Origin of the sequence: Flavobacterium sp. ZT3R18, assembly GCF_007097385.1 — a bacterium.
GTDB lineage: Bacteria > Bacteroidota > Bacteroidia > Flavobacteriales > Flavobacteriaceae > Flavobacterium.
The window spans coordinates 37,922-56,191 of sequence record NZ_VJZS01000013.1; the positions used below are offsets into that span (position 1 = coordinate 37,922).

Annotated in this window: 18 protein-coding genes; 5 read left to right on the top strand and 13 right to left on the bottom strand. The window is 35.9% G+C overall.

Annotated elements, in window-relative coordinates:
- Nucleotides 1-34 precede the first annotated feature (34 nt).
- Nucleotides 35-796: an exodeoxyribonuclease III gene (locus FNW52_RS13940; RefSeq protein WP_143378060.1), complete on the bottom strand. Its 762-nt coding sequence runs from the start codon at nt 794-796 to the stop codon at nt 35-37.
- A gap of 199 nt (nt 797-995) precedes the next feature.
- On the opposite strand from FNW52_RS13940, the gene FNW52_RS13945 reads away from it, so the two are divergent.
- On the top strand, nt 996-2,798 hold the full coding sequence (locus tag FNW52_RS13945) for a lysophospholipid acyltransferase family protein (RefSeq protein ID WP_143378061.1): 1,803 nt from the start codon (nt 996-998) through the stop codon (nt 2,796-2,798).
- Nucleotides 2,799-3,023: 225 nt separating this feature from the next.
- Here the strand turns inward: FNW52_RS13945 and FNW52_RS13950 are convergent, their stop codons facing one another.
- The 3 genes from FNW52_RS13950 to FNW52_RS13960 form a co-directional block, all read right to left on the bottom strand.
- Complete coding sequence (locus FNW52_RS13950; protein WP_143378062.1) at nt 3,024-3,461, bottom strand: DUF2752 domain-containing protein; 438 nt, start codon at nt 3,459-3,461, stop codon at nt 3,024-3,026.
- Between the two features lie 87 nt (nt 3,462-3,548).
- A complete protein-coding gene (locus FNW52_RS13955; RefSeq protein ID WP_143378063.1) occupies nt 3,549-3,932 on the bottom strand; it encodes a DUF4234 domain-containing protein in 384 nt (127 codons plus the stop codon).
- Between the two features lie 97 nt (nt 3,933-4,029).
- Nucleotides 4,030-4,980 carry a 2-hydroxyacid dehydrogenase gene (locus tag FNW52_RS13960; RefSeq protein ID WP_143378064.1) on the bottom strand — a complete coding sequence of 317 codons (951 nt, stop codon included), beginning with the start codon at nt 4,978-4,980 and terminating at the stop codon, nt 4,030-4,032.
- A gap of 121 nt (nt 4,981-5,101) precedes the next feature.
- Between FNW52_RS13960 and nhaA the strand changes: the two genes are divergently transcribed.
- The 4 genes from nhaA to FNW52_RS13980 all read left to right on the top strand — a co-directional run bounded on the left by nhaA (nt 5,102) and on the right by FNW52_RS13980 (nt 10,747).
- Nucleotides 5,102-6,268, top strand: a complete 1,167-nt coding sequence (gene nhaA, locus FNW52_RS13965; protein WP_143378065.1) for a Na+/H+ antiporter NhaA — start codon at nt 5,102-5,104, stop codon at nt 6,266-6,268.
- Nucleotides 6,269-6,534: 266 nt separating this feature from the next.
- Complete coding sequence (locus FNW52_RS13970) at nt 6,535-7,032, top strand: hypothetical protein (protein WP_143378066.1); 498 nt, start codon at nt 6,535-6,537, stop codon at nt 7,030-7,032.
- A 6-nt stretch (nt 7,033-7,038) separates the two neighbouring features.
- Nucleotides 7,039-9,039: a hypothetical protein gene (locus FNW52_RS13975; protein ID WP_143378067.1), complete on the top strand. Its 2,001-nt coding sequence runs from the start codon at nt 7,039-7,041 to the stop codon at nt 9,037-9,039.
- 340 nt (nt 9,040-9,379) lie between these two features.
- On the top strand, nt 9,380-10,747 hold the full coding sequence (locus FNW52_RS13980) for a hypothetical protein (RefSeq protein ID WP_143378068.1): 1,368 nt from the start codon (nt 9,380-9,382) through the stop codon (nt 10,745-10,747).
- 147 nt (nt 10,748-10,894) lie between these two features.
- Here the strand turns inward: FNW52_RS13980 and yiaA are convergent, their stop codons facing one another.
- From yiaA to FNW52_RS14020, 9 genes are all read right to left on the bottom strand, one after another.
- Nucleotides 10,895-11,290, bottom strand: a complete 396-nt coding sequence (gene yiaA, locus FNW52_RS13985; protein WP_143378069.1) for an inner membrane protein YiaA — start codon at nt 11,288-11,290, stop codon at nt 10,895-10,897.
- 10 nt (nt 11,291-11,300) lie between these two features.
- Nucleotides 11,301-12,005 (bottom strand): TIGR02117 family protein, encoded by a 705-nt coding sequence (locus FNW52_RS13990; protein ID WP_143378070.1) that lies wholly within the window; start codon nt 12,003-12,005, stop codon nt 11,301-11,303.
- Nucleotides 12,006-12,364: 359 nt separating this feature from the next.
- Complete coding sequence (proC, locus tag FNW52_RS13995; protein ID WP_143378071.1) at nt 12,365-13,141, bottom strand: pyrroline-5-carboxylate reductase; 777 nt, start codon at nt 13,139-13,141, stop codon at nt 12,365-12,367.
- Between the two features lie 240 nt (nt 13,142-13,381).
- Complete coding sequence (gene mgtE / locus FNW52_RS14000; RefSeq protein WP_143378072.1) at nt 13,382-14,731, bottom strand: magnesium transporter; 1,350 nt, start codon at nt 14,729-14,731, stop codon at nt 13,382-13,384.
- Nucleotides 14,721-15,500, bottom strand: coding sequence for a 16S rRNA (adenine(1518)-N(6)/adenine(1519)-N(6))-dimethyltransferase RsmA (gene rsmA, locus FNW52_RS14005; RefSeq protein ID WP_143378073.1), 780 nt, complete (start codon nt 15,498-15,500; stop codon nt 14,721-14,723). The genes mgtE and rsmA overlap by 11 nt, the downstream gene beginning before the upstream one ends.
- 132 nt (nt 15,501-15,632) lie before the next feature.
- Nucleotides 15,633-15,794: a hypothetical protein gene (locus FNW52_RS21145; RefSeq protein ID WP_255515601.1), complete on the bottom strand. Its 162-nt coding sequence runs from the start codon at nt 15,792-15,794 to the stop codon at nt 15,633-15,635.
- On the bottom strand, nt 15,781-15,936 hold the full coding sequence (locus FNW52_RS21150) for a hypothetical protein (protein WP_143378141.1): 156 nt from the start codon (nt 15,934-15,936) through the stop codon (nt 15,781-15,783). Before FNW52_RS21150 ends, FNW52_RS21145 begins: the two co-directional genes overlap by 14 nt.
- 115 nt (nt 15,937-16,051) lie before the next feature.
- Nucleotides 16,052-16,363 (bottom strand): DUF4286 family protein, encoded by a 312-nt coding sequence (locus FNW52_RS14015; protein ID WP_143378074.1) that lies wholly within the window; start codon nt 16,361-16,363, stop codon nt 16,052-16,054.
- Nucleotides 16,364-16,454: 91 nt separating this feature from the next.
- Nucleotides 16,455-18,236: a tetratricopeptide repeat protein gene (locus tag FNW52_RS14020; protein WP_143378075.1), complete on the bottom strand. Its 1,782-nt coding sequence runs from the start codon at nt 18,234-18,236 to the stop codon at nt 16,455-16,457.
- Nucleotides 18,237-18,270 lie beyond the last annotated feature (34 nt).

Here is an 18,270-nt window from a genome sequence, read left to right on the forward strand (position 1 = left end):
TTTTCATTGTCATTGCTATTGAAATTGATATTCCCTAGTCAATCTCAACCAAAACAGGACAATGATCAGAATGCATAGCATCCGGCAATATAACGGCTCTTTTGAGTTTATGTTTCAACGAGTCGCTCACTAAATTGTAATCGATGCGCCAACCTTTGTTATTCCCTCGAGCTCCGGCGCGGTAACTCCACCATGAATATTGGTGTGGTTCGCTGTTGAAATGGCGAAAACTATCTACAAAACCGGATTTCATAAACTTATCCAACCATGCTCTTTCTTGGGGTAAAAAGCCCGATGTGTTTTTGTTTCGAATAGGATCGTGGATATCAATCGCCTCGTGACAAATGTTGTAATCCCCGCAAATAATTAGATTAGGAATCTCTTTTTTGAGTCCGTCAATGTAGTTTTGAAAGTCATCCATGAACATAAATTTATGATCCAATCGCTCAATATTAGTTCCTGACGGTAAGTACAAACTCATCACGGAGCAGTCATCAAAATCGGCACGAAGGTTTCTGCCCTCGAAATCCATGTGCTGAATTCCAGTTCCGTAAACCACATTATTGGGTTTTATTTTAGAAAGAATGGCAACGCCACTGTACCCTTTTTTGGTCGCTGGATAATAATATTGATACGGATAGCCGGCTGCGGTAATGTCTGCAACGGGAATTTGCTCTTCGGTGGCTTTGATTTCCTGCAAACAAATTACATCTGGATTAGCCTGTTGTAACCATTCAATAAATCCTTTTGTGATGGCAGCTCTAATTCCGTTTACGTTGTATGATATTATCTTCATAGAATTGTTTTTGTGTTATATCCGAAATGATTTTTGATAGCAACAGGTTGATCAAAACCCGTTTTTTATCAAAACTACGAATAATTATTTTTTATGTGGAATCCAAAAGTAGTAAAAAGTAGAAAGAATGATTCAAAAAAAACCATAAAAAATGGAGTATTTTGCTATCTTTGTAATTAGCTCAAAAAAGAAAAAATAAATGGGTTTAGTTACCGCGAAAGAAGTTGCAAAGGCAATAAATATGGATAAGTACGGCGTTTTCGGTACTTTTTCAGGTTGGTTGTTGATGAAAGTTTTAAAGATATCCACATTAAATCAAATATACGACAGGAACAAGCACTTGAAAGAGTTGCCGTTCCTAAACGCCATATTAGATGAATTCCAAATTAAATTTGAGATTCCGGAAGAAGATTTTAAACGTTTGCCAAAAGACGGTGCTTACATTACTATTTCGAATCATCCGCTTGGAGGAATTGATGGGATTTTGTTGTTGAAATTAATGCTGGAAAGAGAGCCTAATTTTAAAATCATCGCCAATTTTTTACTGCATCGCATCGATCCGATGAAACCGTATATCATGCCGGTAAATCCTTTTGAAAACCATAAAGACGCTAAGTCCAGCGTGGTAGGAATCAAGGAAACGCTTCGTCATCTTAGAGACGGAAAACCATTGGGAATGTTTCCGGCCGGAGAAGTTTCTACTTATAAAGACGGGAAACTTGTAGTGGATAAAGCTTGGGAAGAAGGCGCTATAAAAGTGATTCGAAAAGCACAGGTTCCTGTAGTTCCTATATATTTTCATGCCAAGAACAGTCGTTTGTTTTATTTTTTATCTAAAATAAATGACACGCTAAGAACGGCAAAACTTCCATCAGAGTTATTGACTCAGAAAGATCGCGTTATCAAGGTGCGTGTAGGAAAACCTATTTCGGTTGCCGAACAAAACGAACACAAAACGATTGAAGAATACACAGAATTCTTAAGAAAGAAAACCTACATGCTAGCCAATCCTTTTGAAAAAGAGAATCATTTTTTGAATACCGCTAGCTTGAAACCTCCCAAAAGTCCTAAAAAGATTGTAACTCCAGCCAATAACGAAAAAATGATTGCAGAAGTTGAGGCTTTGAGAGTCACTGATTGTCGATTATTGCAGAGTAAAAATTACGAAGTGTTTTTTGCTGAAGCCAAAAATATTCCAAACATCCTTCATGAAATTGGTCGATTAAGAGAAATCACTTTTAGAGAAGTGGGAGAAGGTACCAACGAATCGATTGATTTAGATAAATACGACAAATATTACCGTCATCTTTTCCTATGGGATGATGAAGCTAAAAAAATTGCCGGAGCCTATCGTATGGGATTGGGTTGTGAAATCTACCCTAAATATGGCATGGATGGTTTTTATCTAAATGGGCTTTTCCGTTTTGAACCCGAATTACATGATATGATGCACAAATCTATCGAAATGGGTAGAGCATTCATCATCAAGGATTACCAACAAAGACCGATGCCGTTGTTCTTGTTATGGCGTGGAATTATTCACACGACCTTACATTATCCGGAGCATAAATTTTTATTGGGCGGCGTGAGTATCAGCAATCAATTTTCGGATTTCTCAAAATCATTGATGATTGAGTTCATGAAATCGCACTATTACGATCCGTATATTGCACAATACATTCACCCGAAAAAAGAATTTAAAGTCAAATTAAAAGACGCCGACAAAGATTTTGTTTTTAATGAAACTGAAGCCGATTTAAATAAATTTGACAAAATTATTGACGAATTGGAGCCAGGCGTTTTACGACTACCTGTTTTAATAAAAAAATACATCAAGCAAAACGCTCGCTTAGTCGCTTTTAATGTAGATCCATTATTCAACAATGCTATTGATGGACTTATTTACCTCAGAATATCGGATATTCCAGAAAGCACCATGAAACCAGTAATGGAAGAATACCAAGCTGAATTGGAGCGAAAGTTGAATGATAAGGAAGAGTAAATTTTAGATTGCAGATTTTAGATTGCAGATTTTAGATTGCAGATTTTAGATTGCAGATTTTAGATTGCAGATTTTAGATTGCAGATTTTAGATTGCAGATTTTAGATTGCAGATTTTAGATTGCAGATTTTAGATTGCAGATTTTAGATTGCAGATTTTAGATTGCAGATTTTAGATTGCAGATTTATATAAAAAAATCCAGAAAAATTCTGGATTTTTTTATGCCTATTTCCAAATGGATTCTTTCAAAATAGAATCATACGTATTATTTTCTATAAAATAGGTTATTCTTACTATTTGATAGAAAATCAGAAAACAGGCTAGAACATAGGCCAGTTTTTTATTGTAAATCAACCCGTTTAAATATTCCTTTTTGGTCATTAGTTCGGTGAGCAACAAAACAATAGTTCCCACACAAAAAAGAACTACAAATGGCCCTAAAACATGATAATACATGCTTTTGTACAAATCTCCTTGATAGAAATAAACCAATGATTTTGTGATCCCGCAACCCGGACAAGGAAAACCGGTAAGCATTTTGAAAGGACACAAAGACTGATCGGTTTCAAGATGATTGTTCTGGTTGTGCAACATTAAAAAAAACGGAATTACAAGGGTTATGACAACCCCTATAATTCCGAATATTTTACGTTCTCGTTTCATATGTAGATAACATTTGTTTTTTAAAGGAATATGGTATCGCCATTCTTCATTCGTATACATTGCTTTTGAATCATGGCGATTTCATTTTTATGAATACAATTTATTGATTTCGCTTTGCACAATCATTGCAGCAATCATTGGAAACAATAATCCTAAAACCAATAAAAGCACAGAGTCATCTTTTACAGGTAACCCAGCTCTTTTATTTACCTCTGGCAAACCATCTTTGCCTGCCAAATAAAAGAAATAGGCATTTATCGGATAACAACAACCCGCAAAAATAGCAATGGGTTGCGAAATAACTTCTCTTCCGGCAACTGCATTTAATACGTCGGCAGCTTTTAGATTCCAATAGATTAAATACAATCCACAGGTCAAAAAACTCAAAATTAACACCACAACAGGGTCTACTTTAAAAATCGGAATTGGGTTATTTGGTGTGTTCCAAGTTTCTTGTTTTGAATTCTCCATAATTGATAATTAATTAATTTAGTTAGTTAATAATGGGGCCTAAATTAGAAAAAAATACACAGAACTCTATTACTAAATAATTAAATATCTCACAAAATCAACTTTTCCCATACAACGCCTTTATTTTATCTACAATCACTTGCGCCAATTTTTCATGACTTTCGTATGTCCAACCTGCGATATGTGGCGTAAGAATCACTTTTCGACCATCTAATAAATACTGAAAAGCTTCAGGAGTATATTTGTCTTGAAAGAGTGTTTCAAAGGATAATTTCTCGTATTCTAAAACGTCTAGACCAGCACCAAGAACCTTTCCGGATTGCATGGCCGCAACCAAATCGGTCGTGACTATGTTTTTCCCTCTGGAGGTATTGATAATCCAAATGTCTTTTGCGAAAGCATTAATAAAATCGGAATCCACCATTTTATCGGTTTCGGGTGTCCACGGAATGTGCAAACTCAACACATCAGTCTTTTGCTGTAACACTTCTAATAAAACTTGTCTTGCGTTGGCATCACCTACATTTTCTTTAATATCATAACACAATACTTCTACATCAAAACCACGGAGCTTCTTGGCAAAGGATTTACCCATATTTCCATATCCGATAATCCCAACGGTTTTGCCGTCTAGTTCGTATCCTCTATTTTTTTCTCTGTTCCACTCGCCAGATCGAATCTCGCTGTCGGCGATGTTCAATTTATTAAAAAGCGACAATATCATTCCCAAAGTATGCTCAGCAACCGCATTACAATTCCCTTCGGGTGCAGCTATGAGTGCAATATTCTTGGATGTAGCATACTCGCAATCGATACTTTCCAGACCCGCTCCTACTCTAGCTATGAACTGTAAATTGGTAGCTTTATCCAAAAACTGCTTGTCTATTTTGAAGCGGCTTCGAATAACAATGCCTTGATAGTCTTGAATTTTGGCTTCAATTTCTTCTTTGGGCGACGTAAAATCTTCGTGATTAATAAAACCGGCTTGTTGCAATTGCTTCCAAAGTAAGGGATGATTGCTGTCAATATGAAGGATTTTGATATCCATAAAAATGTTCTTGATTTTAGACTCAAAATTAAATAAAAAAATACGGTTTAACGTTTTAACCCAAGATAATTAACCTACAATGCTTAAATTAGCGTTTTCCATTTTAAATCCAACCCAAGAGATGAAATTAACCAAAACATTTACTGCCTTTTTTCACAGTGAAAAAGCGAGTGGATTATTACTCCTTTTTGTAACGGTAGTTTCTTTATTACTGGCTAACTCAATGTTTCAAGCGGAATATATTGCAATTTGGAACACCGAAATCGGGCATCATTCCATTACACATTGGATCAATGATGGATTAATGACCATTTTCTTTTTAATGATTGGATTAGAATTAGAACGCGAAATTTATCATGGCGAATTGGCTAATATCAAGAATGCCATTCTTCCTATTTTTGGAGCTTTGGGCGGAATGCTAGTCCCAGCGGGTATTTTTCTTGCGTTGAATTACGGAACAGCAACTCAAAACGGAGCGGGAATCCCTATGGCTACCGATATTGCTTTTGCTATTGGCGTTTTATCCTTACTAGGCAAACGAATTCCGTCATCCTTAAAAATATTTTTGACCGCTTTAGCCGTTATTGATGATTTGGGTGCCATCCTTGTAATCGCCATATTTTATACTAAAACCATCGCTTTTGATAATTTATTAATTGCTTTTACCATCATGGGTTTCTTGTTTATTTTGAACAGACGCAAAGTGCATCATCTCGCTCCTTACTTAATTGGAGGGGTTTTCATGTGGTATTTTATGTTGAATTCCGGCGTCCATGCCACCATAACTGGGGTGCTATTGGCATTTGTTATTCCGTTTGGGGATGGTGGAAAAAACACTGCTTCGTATCGATTACAACATTTTTTGCACCAACCCGTAGCCTTTTTTATTCTTCCTTTATTTGCTGTCGCCAATACGTGCATTGCCATCAATACCGATTGGTATGAAGGTTTGAGCCATTCCAACTCGCTTGGAATTCTCCTAGGACTTGTAGTAGGAAAACCATTGGGGATTTGGCTATTCTCATTCCTTGCGGTAAGCATAGGGATTTGCAAATTGCCCAACGATTTGAAATGGAAAAATATACTGGGAGCAGGAATGCTGGGCGGAATAGGATTTACCATGTCTATTTTTATCACTTTATTGGCCTTTAATGAAGGTGGAGAAGAAGTCATTACCGCTTCTAAAATTGCCATTTTGATTGCTTCCTTTTTATCTGGAACTTTGGGTTATTTATGGCTAAACTTTACTTTTAAAACTCCAACAAAACGATTAAATCCCAATAAATAGGATAAAAACGTATTAAAGAAATCCAAAAAAAGGAATTTTATTCTTTCCTTTGTAACACCATTCACTACAAGTATTATCATTAAAACCTTGTAGTAAATCAAACCATGAAAAAAGTTTATTTTATACCTTTATTGTGTTTCGTCTTTATGTTTCAAAGTTGCTTTGAAGTCATTGAAGAGGTGAAAATGAAAGACGACGGATCGGGACATTTTAATTTTGTCATTAATTTTAGCCAAAGCAAAACTAAAATTAATTCGGTTTTAAAAATGGAAAAAATTAATGGTTATGACATTCCATCCAAAGAGGAAATTAAAAAAGAAGCTTCAAGACTAGAAGCGCTGGCACAGAATACCACAGGAATCTCCAATGTAAAAACCAATATCGATTTAACGAATTATATTTTTGCCGTTGATTTGGATTTTCAAAAAATCAGTAATCTCAATGCCGTTTTTTTAAAATTGAAAAATAGCAAAAAAATAGACCCAACGATCACTACAGACTACTTTACCTTCACTGACAAAAAATTTATACGCAGCCAGAAAGTACCCATAAAAGCACTTTATGATAAATTAAAAAAAACCGACAAAGAAGTTTTTGAAAACGCAAAATACACTTCGGTTTACAAATTCGATTCCACCATAAAAGCGTTTTCAAACAAAAATGCAACCCCATCCAAAAGTAAAAAAGCCATCAAACTAAACGGTTCCGTGATCAACGTGATTAATGGTAGTGAAAAAATAGAAAATACAATTACACTCAACTAAGATAAAATGAAAAATTATTTACTATTCCTTGTTATTTGTTTCTCTGCAACGCTTTATGCTCAAGATTTAGCGAACAAAGTTCCAGAAAACGCGCCTTTCGCCTTGTGTTTTAATGGCAAAAACCTAAACGATAAAGTGGCTCTCAAAACCATACAAGAATACCCTTGGATGCAGACTTTGTTAGAAAAAGAAATGAAATTTTTACCGAAAGATTTAAGCCAAACGGGTATTGATCTGACCAACAAGCAGTATCAATATTACATCAACAAAGACTCCGTAATGAGTTATGTGATGTTGATCCCCTTAAATAATGCGGCTTTATTCGAAAAACTGATTCAAGGCAAATACGGCGATAGTATTAAGGTAAAAAAACAGGGGACTTATAATACCGTTACTACCTCGAAAACCCATCATTTGGCTTGGAATGACAAATTTGCTATTCTAGTCAATGCTACTTACACAAAGCCTAACAAACACAGTGACATTGAACCTTATTCTGATTTAACGAGTATAGACACGGCTACAGTTTTTGTAGATACCGTTGCAACTACCTATGACATTGCCGCTGAGCCAGCATACAAACCAGTGGAAGAATCAAAAAAAGCATCAACTTCTAGAGGAAACAACAAAACCAAAAAAGGGAAAACCAAAAAGATAGCAGAGCAGCCTAAAATTGTCGAGCCCACCGAAGAAGAAATTTATGCTGCGCAAGAAAAAGCAAATGCCGAATTGGAAGAAACCAACAGAAAACTGGAAGAGCTCAAATCTAAAAAAACAGACTCCATTGAAAGTATCAAAATCAATGCAGCTGTGGCTTTGATTTTTAAAGAAACTTTTGATTCCGACAAGGAAACAACCCTTGTAAATTCGACTGTTTTTAAAAACAACAATCCTAAATCCGATTTTTTTGCTTTTGCTGATTTGGATGCATTAACCAGCCAATTCTACTCTAGTTTTGCAGGAAATAATTCCGCTTTGATGGGGATTTATAAGAACGGAATCTTAGACAGTAATTACCATATCAATGGTTATTTTGAAAAAGACAGAATTCGTTTGAATCAAGTCATGACTCCCAAAAATGAGGAAACCAAAAAATCGTATCAAGCTATGTTTGATACAAAAATAGATAAAAATCTATTGAATTATGTAGGTACTAATGTGTTGGGATACTACTCTATTGCCATGGACACCCAAGCCATTATGAACTACGAATACAAGATCTTAAAAAACACTTTAAATTCCGTTTATCAATCCTATACCAAAGACGCTACTGGCAATGAAGCCGACGTCATGATTGATGCTATTGCCTTGTTTTTGGACGAAAAAGCCATTTCGGATCTCATTCCCGGCAATGCTATTTTTGTTCTTCATGATCTAAAAAAAGTAAAAAGAGATTACGTTACTATTGAGTATGATGAAAATTACGAGCAAATAGAAACTAAAGGCATTAAACAAGAAATACAACCCGATTTTACGTTTCTTTTGAATACCAAAAATGAGCCTTTTGCCAACAAATTGCTACAACTTCCTTTGAACAAAAGTAAATTTACCGCTACCGATTACCAATTGACAAACGGGTATTACACCATTCATTTTGAGAAAGACAATCTGCTTGAAAACCTATATATCGGACTAAAAAACGGCGTGATTATGGTCACGACTTCTAAGGAAAATATAGAAAACCTTATTCAACAAAAAGTGATGCCGTTGCAAGCTGATTTCAAAAAATCTATTTCTAAAAACAATTCGGCTGCTTGGATAGATCTTCAAAAAATAATCACAGCATCTAAAACTGAATTCAGCAAAAACTCTAAAAGTAATTATTTTGATATTGCTTTGAAAAATGCTGGAGAAATCACAATGGAATCCAAATTCAAAAATGGCGCTATTGTTACCGAATCTTCTTATATCATCAAAGGAGATCATACCAATAGTTTGCAATATTTCTTTGATGTTGTCAATGAATTGTATGCCGAAAGCAAAAAAGAAATAATCGTTACCGAGTAACTTAAAATCATGAGATTTAAGAATGATGATTAACGATTTTTGACCAGATCGACAGCGCAATGTCATTAAGTTAAGAGCTGTAACACCTAACAGGTTAAAAGAAACCTGTTAGGAAACGCTAATCCTAACAGGTTTCTTTTAACCTGTTAGGTATGATTTATTTCCGTTTTTCCTTATCCTTAATGACATTAAGCGATAGCAAACTGGCGAAGCATTTCAGATTTTCTCAGAATGTGCAATGTAAAAATCCGTGTAAATCTGTTTAATCCGTCTAATATGTGGGCCATTGCAACTGTTGAATCGCATTGCAAAAAGACAATAAAAATAATTTGCATTCAATATGAAAAGCAATAAAAGCTCTTTCTTTAAAATCACCCTGCTTCTTATCCTCCTAGGAAGTATGATGATGCTGTATTGGCTTGGCTATCATAAAAATTTTGACGAAAAATGCATCCCAAAAAATGCCGATGAAATAGTAATGGCGGATGTAAAAAACATTCGGAATTACTTTATCTTTTCTTATCTAAAAAACCCTTCTCAATGGCAATTAGGGACTACTGCGATAAATAAGAAATTTGATTTTTCTAATTTCGGAATAGAAACACCCGATTATTTGGCTCTTTTCCACCTCGAAAACCAACCTCTCAATCAATGGCTCGCTGTGGCAAAAATTAAAAATGAAACTGATTTTGAGAAATTGATACTTGCTTCTCATTTTGCCAAAATAAAACTGAATAATCCTTTTATTGGTTATTATTCCAAAGCTTTGGGGCTTTTTGTTGTTCGGTATTCCAATCAAATTCTATGCTGTACCACCGATCTAAAACAACGGCAAACCGCCATTCAAGTAGCCGAAGACTTGTTTCTTAAACACCAATTTTTGGATGCTAAAAAAACAGAAAAAACCATTGGCACTCCAAATGCATTTACTGTTTGGATCAAGAAAAACAGCCTGCTAGAAGAAGATGGAATCGTAAATGTAAATTTGAAAGACCAAGAAATAGTCGCCGAAGGACAACTCAAATGGAAACCAAAATTCCGAAAAACAACTCCATTTACACAAAACCCTAATGCTTTATTATCTTTGGGCTTTAATTTTGAAATGATTCGGGATCAAAATAGTCTCAAACGCCATTCGGTTCGAAACAACAAAATAATTGGTTTTGATTTGGATTCAATTCTCATTCACAACCCAACCAAAACCGAGTTAGTTCTCAACGGAATAGTCGAAAAGAAGGATTCGGCTATTAGTTATGACTATGATGATGATTTCAATCCCATAAAGAAAGTCGTTGTGCATACTAGCCGCGAACCCTCTTTTTGCTTTTCGATACAAACGCAGAATTCCAAAAAAGTTTTTAATTACTTGAAAGCACAAAAGGCAATTGACAACCATCAAGTATTTGTGAATTTTCCTTTGGCACAAACCAAAACTTCTTTCAGAAATAATACTTTCGTACTGGAAGCCAATCTCCAAAAACAATGGACTTTGAAACCTTCCATTCCGAAAATAGCTTATTTACAAGTGAATTTTAACAAACTGAAACCGCAAGATTGGCGTTTTATAATTGCCAAAAATAAGAGTTTACAGCTTTTAAAGCCATTTGAAACCTTAGCAATTGATCTTACACAGGAAAATAATTTAGGTTATTTTCGAGCTCGTTTGCAAACCAAGGAAAAAAAAAGGTTGATTTCGATTATCAAATAAGGATGTTTTTTTAAGTATTGTTGTTTCGGGACGTGACATAACGACACAAAAAAAACGTTGCTTGTACTAGCAACGTTTTTCAAACTGTTTTTGGAAATATTGTAAACGCTATCCCAGCATTTTATCTAAAAATATGGGGCTAAGAAATTATGAATTCTCGCTTAAAAGACTGTCTCTGGTGTTTTTCTGAACAGCAATTGCGCCAAAAATCCCCAATAAAAAGGCAAAAGCATAATACCCTTTTTCACTTGGAAGAATTGTAGCATTAACAAGTCCTACTGTCAATAAAACTATAGAAAGAATGGTTCCAAACCAACAAATACCATAATAAATATCTGTTACCGGATACCCTTCTAACCGATCCCTTACGCTTTTTTGCAATGAGACTACTGCAAACAATCCGAACATTAGAACCGTAAAATAATACCCCTTTTCGTTTAGTAGCATTTCGGCCCTTGCAAGACCTACTAAATATCCTACAACTCCAGACCCTAGCGCTATCCATGAAGCTGCTATAAATGCATTTGATGTTTTTTGTACCATTTTTGTTTTTTTATTTATTACTATATTTTAAGAATATACCCGTATCAAATGGTGTCCAAAGACAACATTTTTGTCCACTTGTTTTTAAAGCACTATTTGCCCAAGTATTGCAAGTGTGAAACAAACTATAGCTTCCGTTTGCTTCATAAAAAGCATCTTTTTTACCATAGTTTGCGTTGGTTTGTATGTTTATAAAGTGCCCGTTTTCATCCTTTTTAAAACTATTGATGATGTACTCTTTTAACCTCAAATATTGGCTTTTACTAACCATAATCTTTTTGCAGGTTTCATCTTCAACTACTCTAGAATAATAGGTAGTATGAACTGCAGTTGAGCTCAATCCGAATGCCGCATTGAATGCTACAGAGGCTTTCAAGTCTGACCAATCGGGTGTTTCTAAGTAAAAACCCTTATCACCCCAACCCATTGCAACGTATTGGCAGGTAGAATCTTTGGCGATTGTATTCTCAAATTTCACTTCTTTACTCCAATCTACCACTTCATTGCAGGTTGGCATAACAATATCAGTATGAACACCATTTGTCATGATATAAATAGCAATCTCCTCTTTAGAATCCTCCTCTTTTTCAACGGTTATTCTAGAAAGGCAATAGCCCGCAGCTAAGTAAACTAAAATAAACCCAACAAACAACAGCAGTATTTTACCGGTATATAGTGCTACTTTTTTTACAGATTGAATATAACTATTTCTCATAAAATGTGTTCGAAATTAAAATATTACAGATTTTTCATTCTAAATTGAATGCCAAAAATATGCTATTTAATTTGAAAACAACAAATTAATTTGTAATTAATATCTTATTTTTATTAAAAAAGCAACGAAAGATTCTTAAGCACCTCATTTTCAAAACAAAACAAGAGATTATTGAATAGCGTTCATTTGACCTTAAGAAAGCTAATTTTCTAGTTACCCTAAAGATCTTGTGAGCTGCGTGAAGGATAGAAGCTAGCTACCGAAGTAGCGCGGATAGCCTGACAGCATAAAGGAAAGGGGCCGACTCACCAGTGCGATGAGTTGGCCCCTTTTCTTTATGGTGGCACGCCCAAATGATTTTACCCCTTAATTTGTTTCAAAGAGGTTTTGATACCTTTGATAAGGGAAGAGCTAAAACCGTTGTGTTCCATTTCGTTGAGTCCCACGATGGTGCATCCCTGTGGTGTAGTTACTCTATCGATGAGTTGTTCTGGATGTACTTTTTCTTCGACTAGCATTTGCGCAGCGCCTTTTACGGTTTGTGCGGCTATAGCCAAAGCGGTCTGAGAATCAAAACCAATCTCGATTCCCGCTTGCATAGAAGCGCGGATGTAACGCAAGGCATAAGCGGTTCCGCAAGCACCAAGAACCGTGGCGGCATCCATCAATTTTTCGTCGATTACAAGTGCTGTTCCCAAGTCGTTAAAAAGTTCAACTACCCTTTCGCCCTCGGCTTTATCTTTTTCGTTGAAAGAGATACAAGTAGCCGATTCGCCAAATTGTGCTGCAATATTAGGCATGATACGCACGGCATGGTGCACTAACTTAGTTTTTTCCTGAAGCACATCAATCGCCAAACCACTTACCGCCGAGGCGATTATTTTATTGTTAATTACGGGAAGTATTTCGGCCAAAACGGTATCTACCTGATACGGTTTTATGGTTAGAATAATCACATCGGCCTCCTGAATTTCGTGGGTATTATCAGCCGAAACAGTGATCCCTAATTTTTCTAAATGCAGAATACTAGCTGTATTTCTTCTGGTTACCGTAACTTGATTGTTTGGAGAGAATTTGGCAATTCCCAAAGCGATAGAAACCCCTAAGTTTCCGCCACCAATAATATGTACTTTCATTTTGGTTTATTTTATTCTTTAGTTGGTTAATAGTATGCTGAAACCCAAAAATGCTATTGTGTATTGACTCTAGATGCTAGCACGAATTGCGGCGAAACTATTTGACCACAAAGTACACGAATTATCCCGAATTTATTATTTTAAAATTTAAATAAATTCGAACAAATTGTTATAATCCAATAGGAATGCCAAAAATTTTATTAGCCTAACTAATTAATGATAATGGAGGGATATCGATACTTAAAATCCTAAAATAAGATTGGCGATCCCAAAATAGATCATGATTCCGAAGACATCGTTTGTTGTTGTAATAAAAGGTCCTGTTGCAATGGCTGGATCAATGTTGTTTTTGTGTAAAAAAAGAGGCACCAAAGTTCCCAGAGTAGCCGCGAAGAGTATAACCACAACGATAGATATGGAAATAGCCATCCCAACTTGAAATTGCCCATACATAAAGGTGTGATAGACCAATACCAACAATGAAATGATAGTTCCCGAAATCATTGCCACAGAAATCTCTTTGCTGAAGTATTTACGGCTAAACTCTTTTAAAGTTCCGTTTGCCAAACCTTGTACAATGATTGCTGAAGCTTGAACGCCAATATTTCCTGCTGTCGCCGAGAGCAAAGGCATAAAAATAATTAGCGTATAAAATTTTTGGGAAGTTGCTTCATTTCCTTTAATGACATACGAGGCTATTAATTCGATAAACATTCCTATAAGCAACCAAGGCAAACGCGCTTTGGTATGTTCGTAAACGCTGTCATTGGTTTCAATATCTTGGGTAATACCCGCGGCTAATTGGTAATCTTTATCAGCCTCGTCTTTGATTACGTCAATAATATCGTCAATCGTGATTCGGCCCACCAAACGTCCCAATTCATCTACCACAGGAATGGCTTCCAAATCGTATTTTTGCATGATTCTTGCTACCTCAATATCTTCGGTATCGACATTTACCGAATTTAATTTTCGGATGTACACATCACTAATGGCGGTTCTGGTAGAAGTAGTCAGCAAGTCTTTGAGCGACAATCTCCCTTTTAACCGATCTTCATCATCGACTACATAAATAGAGTGGACTCTGGAGATATTTTCGGCCTGAATACGCATTTCTTTCACACAAGTGAGTACATTCCAGTTTTCGTTGACTTTTACCAGCTCTTTGTGCATAATTCCACCCGCAGTATCCTCAGCATAACGCAGTAACTCCACAATATCCTTGGCATGCTCCACGTCTTGCAGCTCAGATATTACTTCGGCTTTCTTCTCTTTAGAAAGTTCTCCAATAATATCGGCGGCATCGTTAGTCTCCAATTCATCGAGCTCTTCGGCAATTTCTTTTGGTGAAAGCCTGCTTAAGATGTTTTCCCGTAAATCGTCTTCAAGCTCCAGAAGGATTTCGGCGGTTTTTTCACTATCTAATACCTTGAAAATATAAGTAGCTTCATCAAAGTCCAATTCATCCAGAACTTCGGCAATATCAGCATGGTGCATATCATTCAATAAAACTTCCAGTTGTTGGTCGTTTTTGTTTTGAATAAGTTGCTCTAGTTCTTGTATTAATTCTTTGCTGATTTTAAACTCCATCGGCTTCTATTTTTTTTGTCAGTGCTATAAATTCTAAATAGTCTAATTGCTCTGGACGAAGGTTAAAAATCTCGTCTTCTCTCAAACTATCCGACAAATTTAAGGTTTTCAAGCTGTTTCTCAAAGTCTTTCTACGTTGCTGAAAAGCGGTTTTCACTACGGTAAAAAACAGTTTCTCTCCACAAGGCAAGCTGAAGTCTTCTTTTCTACGCAAACGCAATACTCCCGATTTTACTTTTGGTGGCGGATTGAACACATTTTCATCTACGGTAAACAAATACTCGGCATCATAAAACGCTTGTACCAAAACCGATAGAATTCCATAGGCTTTGGTTCCTTTTTTTTCACAAATACGTTGTGCCACTTCTTTTTGGAACATCCCAGCAAATTCTGGAATCTGATTGCGGTATTCTAATGCCTTGAAAACAATTTGCGTCGAAATATTATACGGGAAATTCCCAATTATGGCAAATTGTTTCCCCTCAAAAACTTCGTTGATATCATACCTCAAGAAATCCTTAGAGATGATTTTATCCTTAAGCTTTGGATAATTGGCATCCAAATAAGTTACTGATTCCTCATCAATTTCTATCACATAGGTATTGATGGGTTTATCCAACAAATATTTAGTCAAAACACCCATTCCCGGCCCTATTTCTAACACATCCTCATACCCTACCAAATTCAAGGTGTCCGCGATGTCTTTGGCAATGCTTTCATCCTTTAAGAAATGCTGTCCGAGGTGTTTTTTGGCTTTTACTTTTTCCATTTTGTTTTTTATTTTTGGCCACTCCCGATAATTATCGGGAGGCACAAAGGCGCAAAGTGTTTTTTTATTTAATTTTTTAATTGGAGGTCACAATTTGTGACCTCCAGAAATTCTTCATGTCTTAACTGAACACTACTTTTTATATCCGATTTTTTCTCGCTCTGGCGTTGTTTCTTTCTTTTCCATCAGCTCATCTACATATTGAAAAACAAGTTCTATATTCTTTCCTTGGTTCACAATTTTCTTTTTCATTATTTCAAAATCATTTCTCAAATCAGAATTATCCAAAAGCATTTGTCTCGTTTTTGTAATCCCGATAGCTATCGGGACTCATAATCTGAATATTTGTTTGAATTGTTTTGTCGCTATTCAAAATACTCGATAACATCAATACTCCGTGTTCCGTAAAAGCCATTGGTGCATAACGCAAACCCATCTTGTCAGAATTGGAGGTCACAAATTGTGACCTCCAATTTATTCTCTACAATTACTCTTAAGTCTAAAATTCAAACTTCAATAATTACGGTTTTAATGTAAACTGAGACTGAATACTAATAATCACTAATCAACTCCAATTCCGTTCTAAAAGCCAGCATTTTGTCACCAAACAATTTCAGACCTTCTTCCCTTAATCTAGGTGCATCTTCTTGGTAATATTTCTCTAATGTTTCCTTACTATCCGTTGTATATTGAACCGAATAAGTAACACCACCCATTTCTTCTTCAATCAACACTCGCACTAATCGAGCCGCACTAAATTTCCCTGTTGCCAGAACCTCGGGAATGTGTTTGTGTTGCATCCAAATCATCCATTGGTCGTGAACGCTTTCGTGTATGTTTATGGTAACGTTGTATATGATCATATCAGCCCCCTAACCCCCGAAGGGGGAATCCTACTAGGGGTAAGTAGGGTTTAAAGAATGAATTATTTTTATAAAGTTCCCCCTTCTGGGGTTAGGGGGCTATCGTATCCCCTCGCAATTCCCTAAATTTCCTTCTCGCATCCACAAAATAGATACTGTCTTGATGGTTGAAAATTATTTTTTCATACAAAGGCTTGGCTTTATCTGGCATTTGCAATTGTTTGTTATAAATATCTGCTGAAAAATACAGGGCTTCGTCTATATAAATTCCATCACTATGATGGGTTATTAATTCTTGATATTGGCTTAAAGCCAAAGCATAATCTCCTGTTTTCTCATAGACTCTCCCCAATCGCAACAAAGTTACGGCTTCTATTTCCTGTCCTTTGAAACTTTTCAGAATCGATTGAAATTGAGCAATCGCCTCTTGATTTCTATTTTGATACAACAGATAATCTCCCTTGGCCAATTGCTTCAAAGCCGTTTGAGTCGAATCGGCAACCGTATTGTCATTGATCAACAAAAAATACTCCAAGGCATCATTGGCAATCAACTGCGTACTTGCCGATTTTAACTCTTTGAACTGTTTCAAAGCCCATTCGAAATCAGTTTTAAAATAACTCGTTTTCGCCGATTTTAAACTTGCTTCGTGTGCCAAAACATCATTGCTTAAATTTTCCTGTATTTGTGAATAATACAATAAAGCCTGATTGAATTTCTCTTCCGAAAGCAAAATATCAGCCAATTCCATTTTACATTTCGCTTGGTCGTACGCATTTAATTGCAACTCTAAAGCCCGCTTTACTATCGCTTTTCCTTCAACGGGATTTTTCAATTCAAAACTCACAAACTGCGCCTGCATCAGCTGCAAAGATAAGGTAATTGGCGCTATTCCATATTGTTTTAACAAAACGTCAAATTGTGTGTTGATGGCTACAAAATCTTTCTCTGAAGCCTTTTCTATTTTCATTTTCATCAAATAGGTATTGGCTTGCACAATCAGCTCTATATCTGTAGTGTTTTCTAAGACATAATCCATAATAGCTTTGGCCTCTTCATAATCGTCTTCTTCTATTGCCATTTGACCTAAGTTGATGATGTTCGAAAGGGACTCTGGATTCCGTTTATAAATGGCTTTTTCTTGAATAAAGGCTTTTCCAAACTCTTTTTGTTGCATATAAAACCAACTCAAAAAGTGATTCCAAAAAACATCTTGACTTTTTTGGACTCTTATAATTAATTCTTTTCGCAGACTTTCATTGTATTTTGAATCTCCATCATTGGACATATATCTCGCCAATTGACTCTGAATCAACATGGCGTTTTGGGGATTGGCCATCGCTTCGTCCAGAAAAGTTGTCACCATTTTATCGGTATCACCCAATTGCCCATAGAGCAATGCCATTTGATAATTAAAATTGAAAGTGGGCACCAATGCACTGGCTACCTGATAGGATTTTAAGGCATATTCGAGCAATACTTTTTTCTCAAAAGAATTGGAAACCCCGTAAACCTCATTTGGATTTTTCTTGATTTTCTCTATCGCCTCATCATAGTACTTTTTGGCTTTAGCTTCATTTTTCTGTAATTGAAAATTGTACCCCAAATCGACCAAAAGAGTGGCTTGTTTGTATTTGCTCAATCGTTCCTGAATGGCCTTTTCGGCAGGATCAAACTGTTGCAATTGTTGGAGACAATCTATTTTTCGCTGAAAATAAAACGGATTAGAAGGCAACCCGTCCAATAGTTCCTGGTAACTGACCAATGCTTTATCAAAATCGCCTTTGTCATAATAATACTGCGCCAACTGCTCGTTTTGGGCGAACGCCGCTAGTGAGAAAAACAATGCAATATATAGAAATATTTTTTTCATTGACCAGTTTTTTAGTCGCAGTCACAGTTTTCAG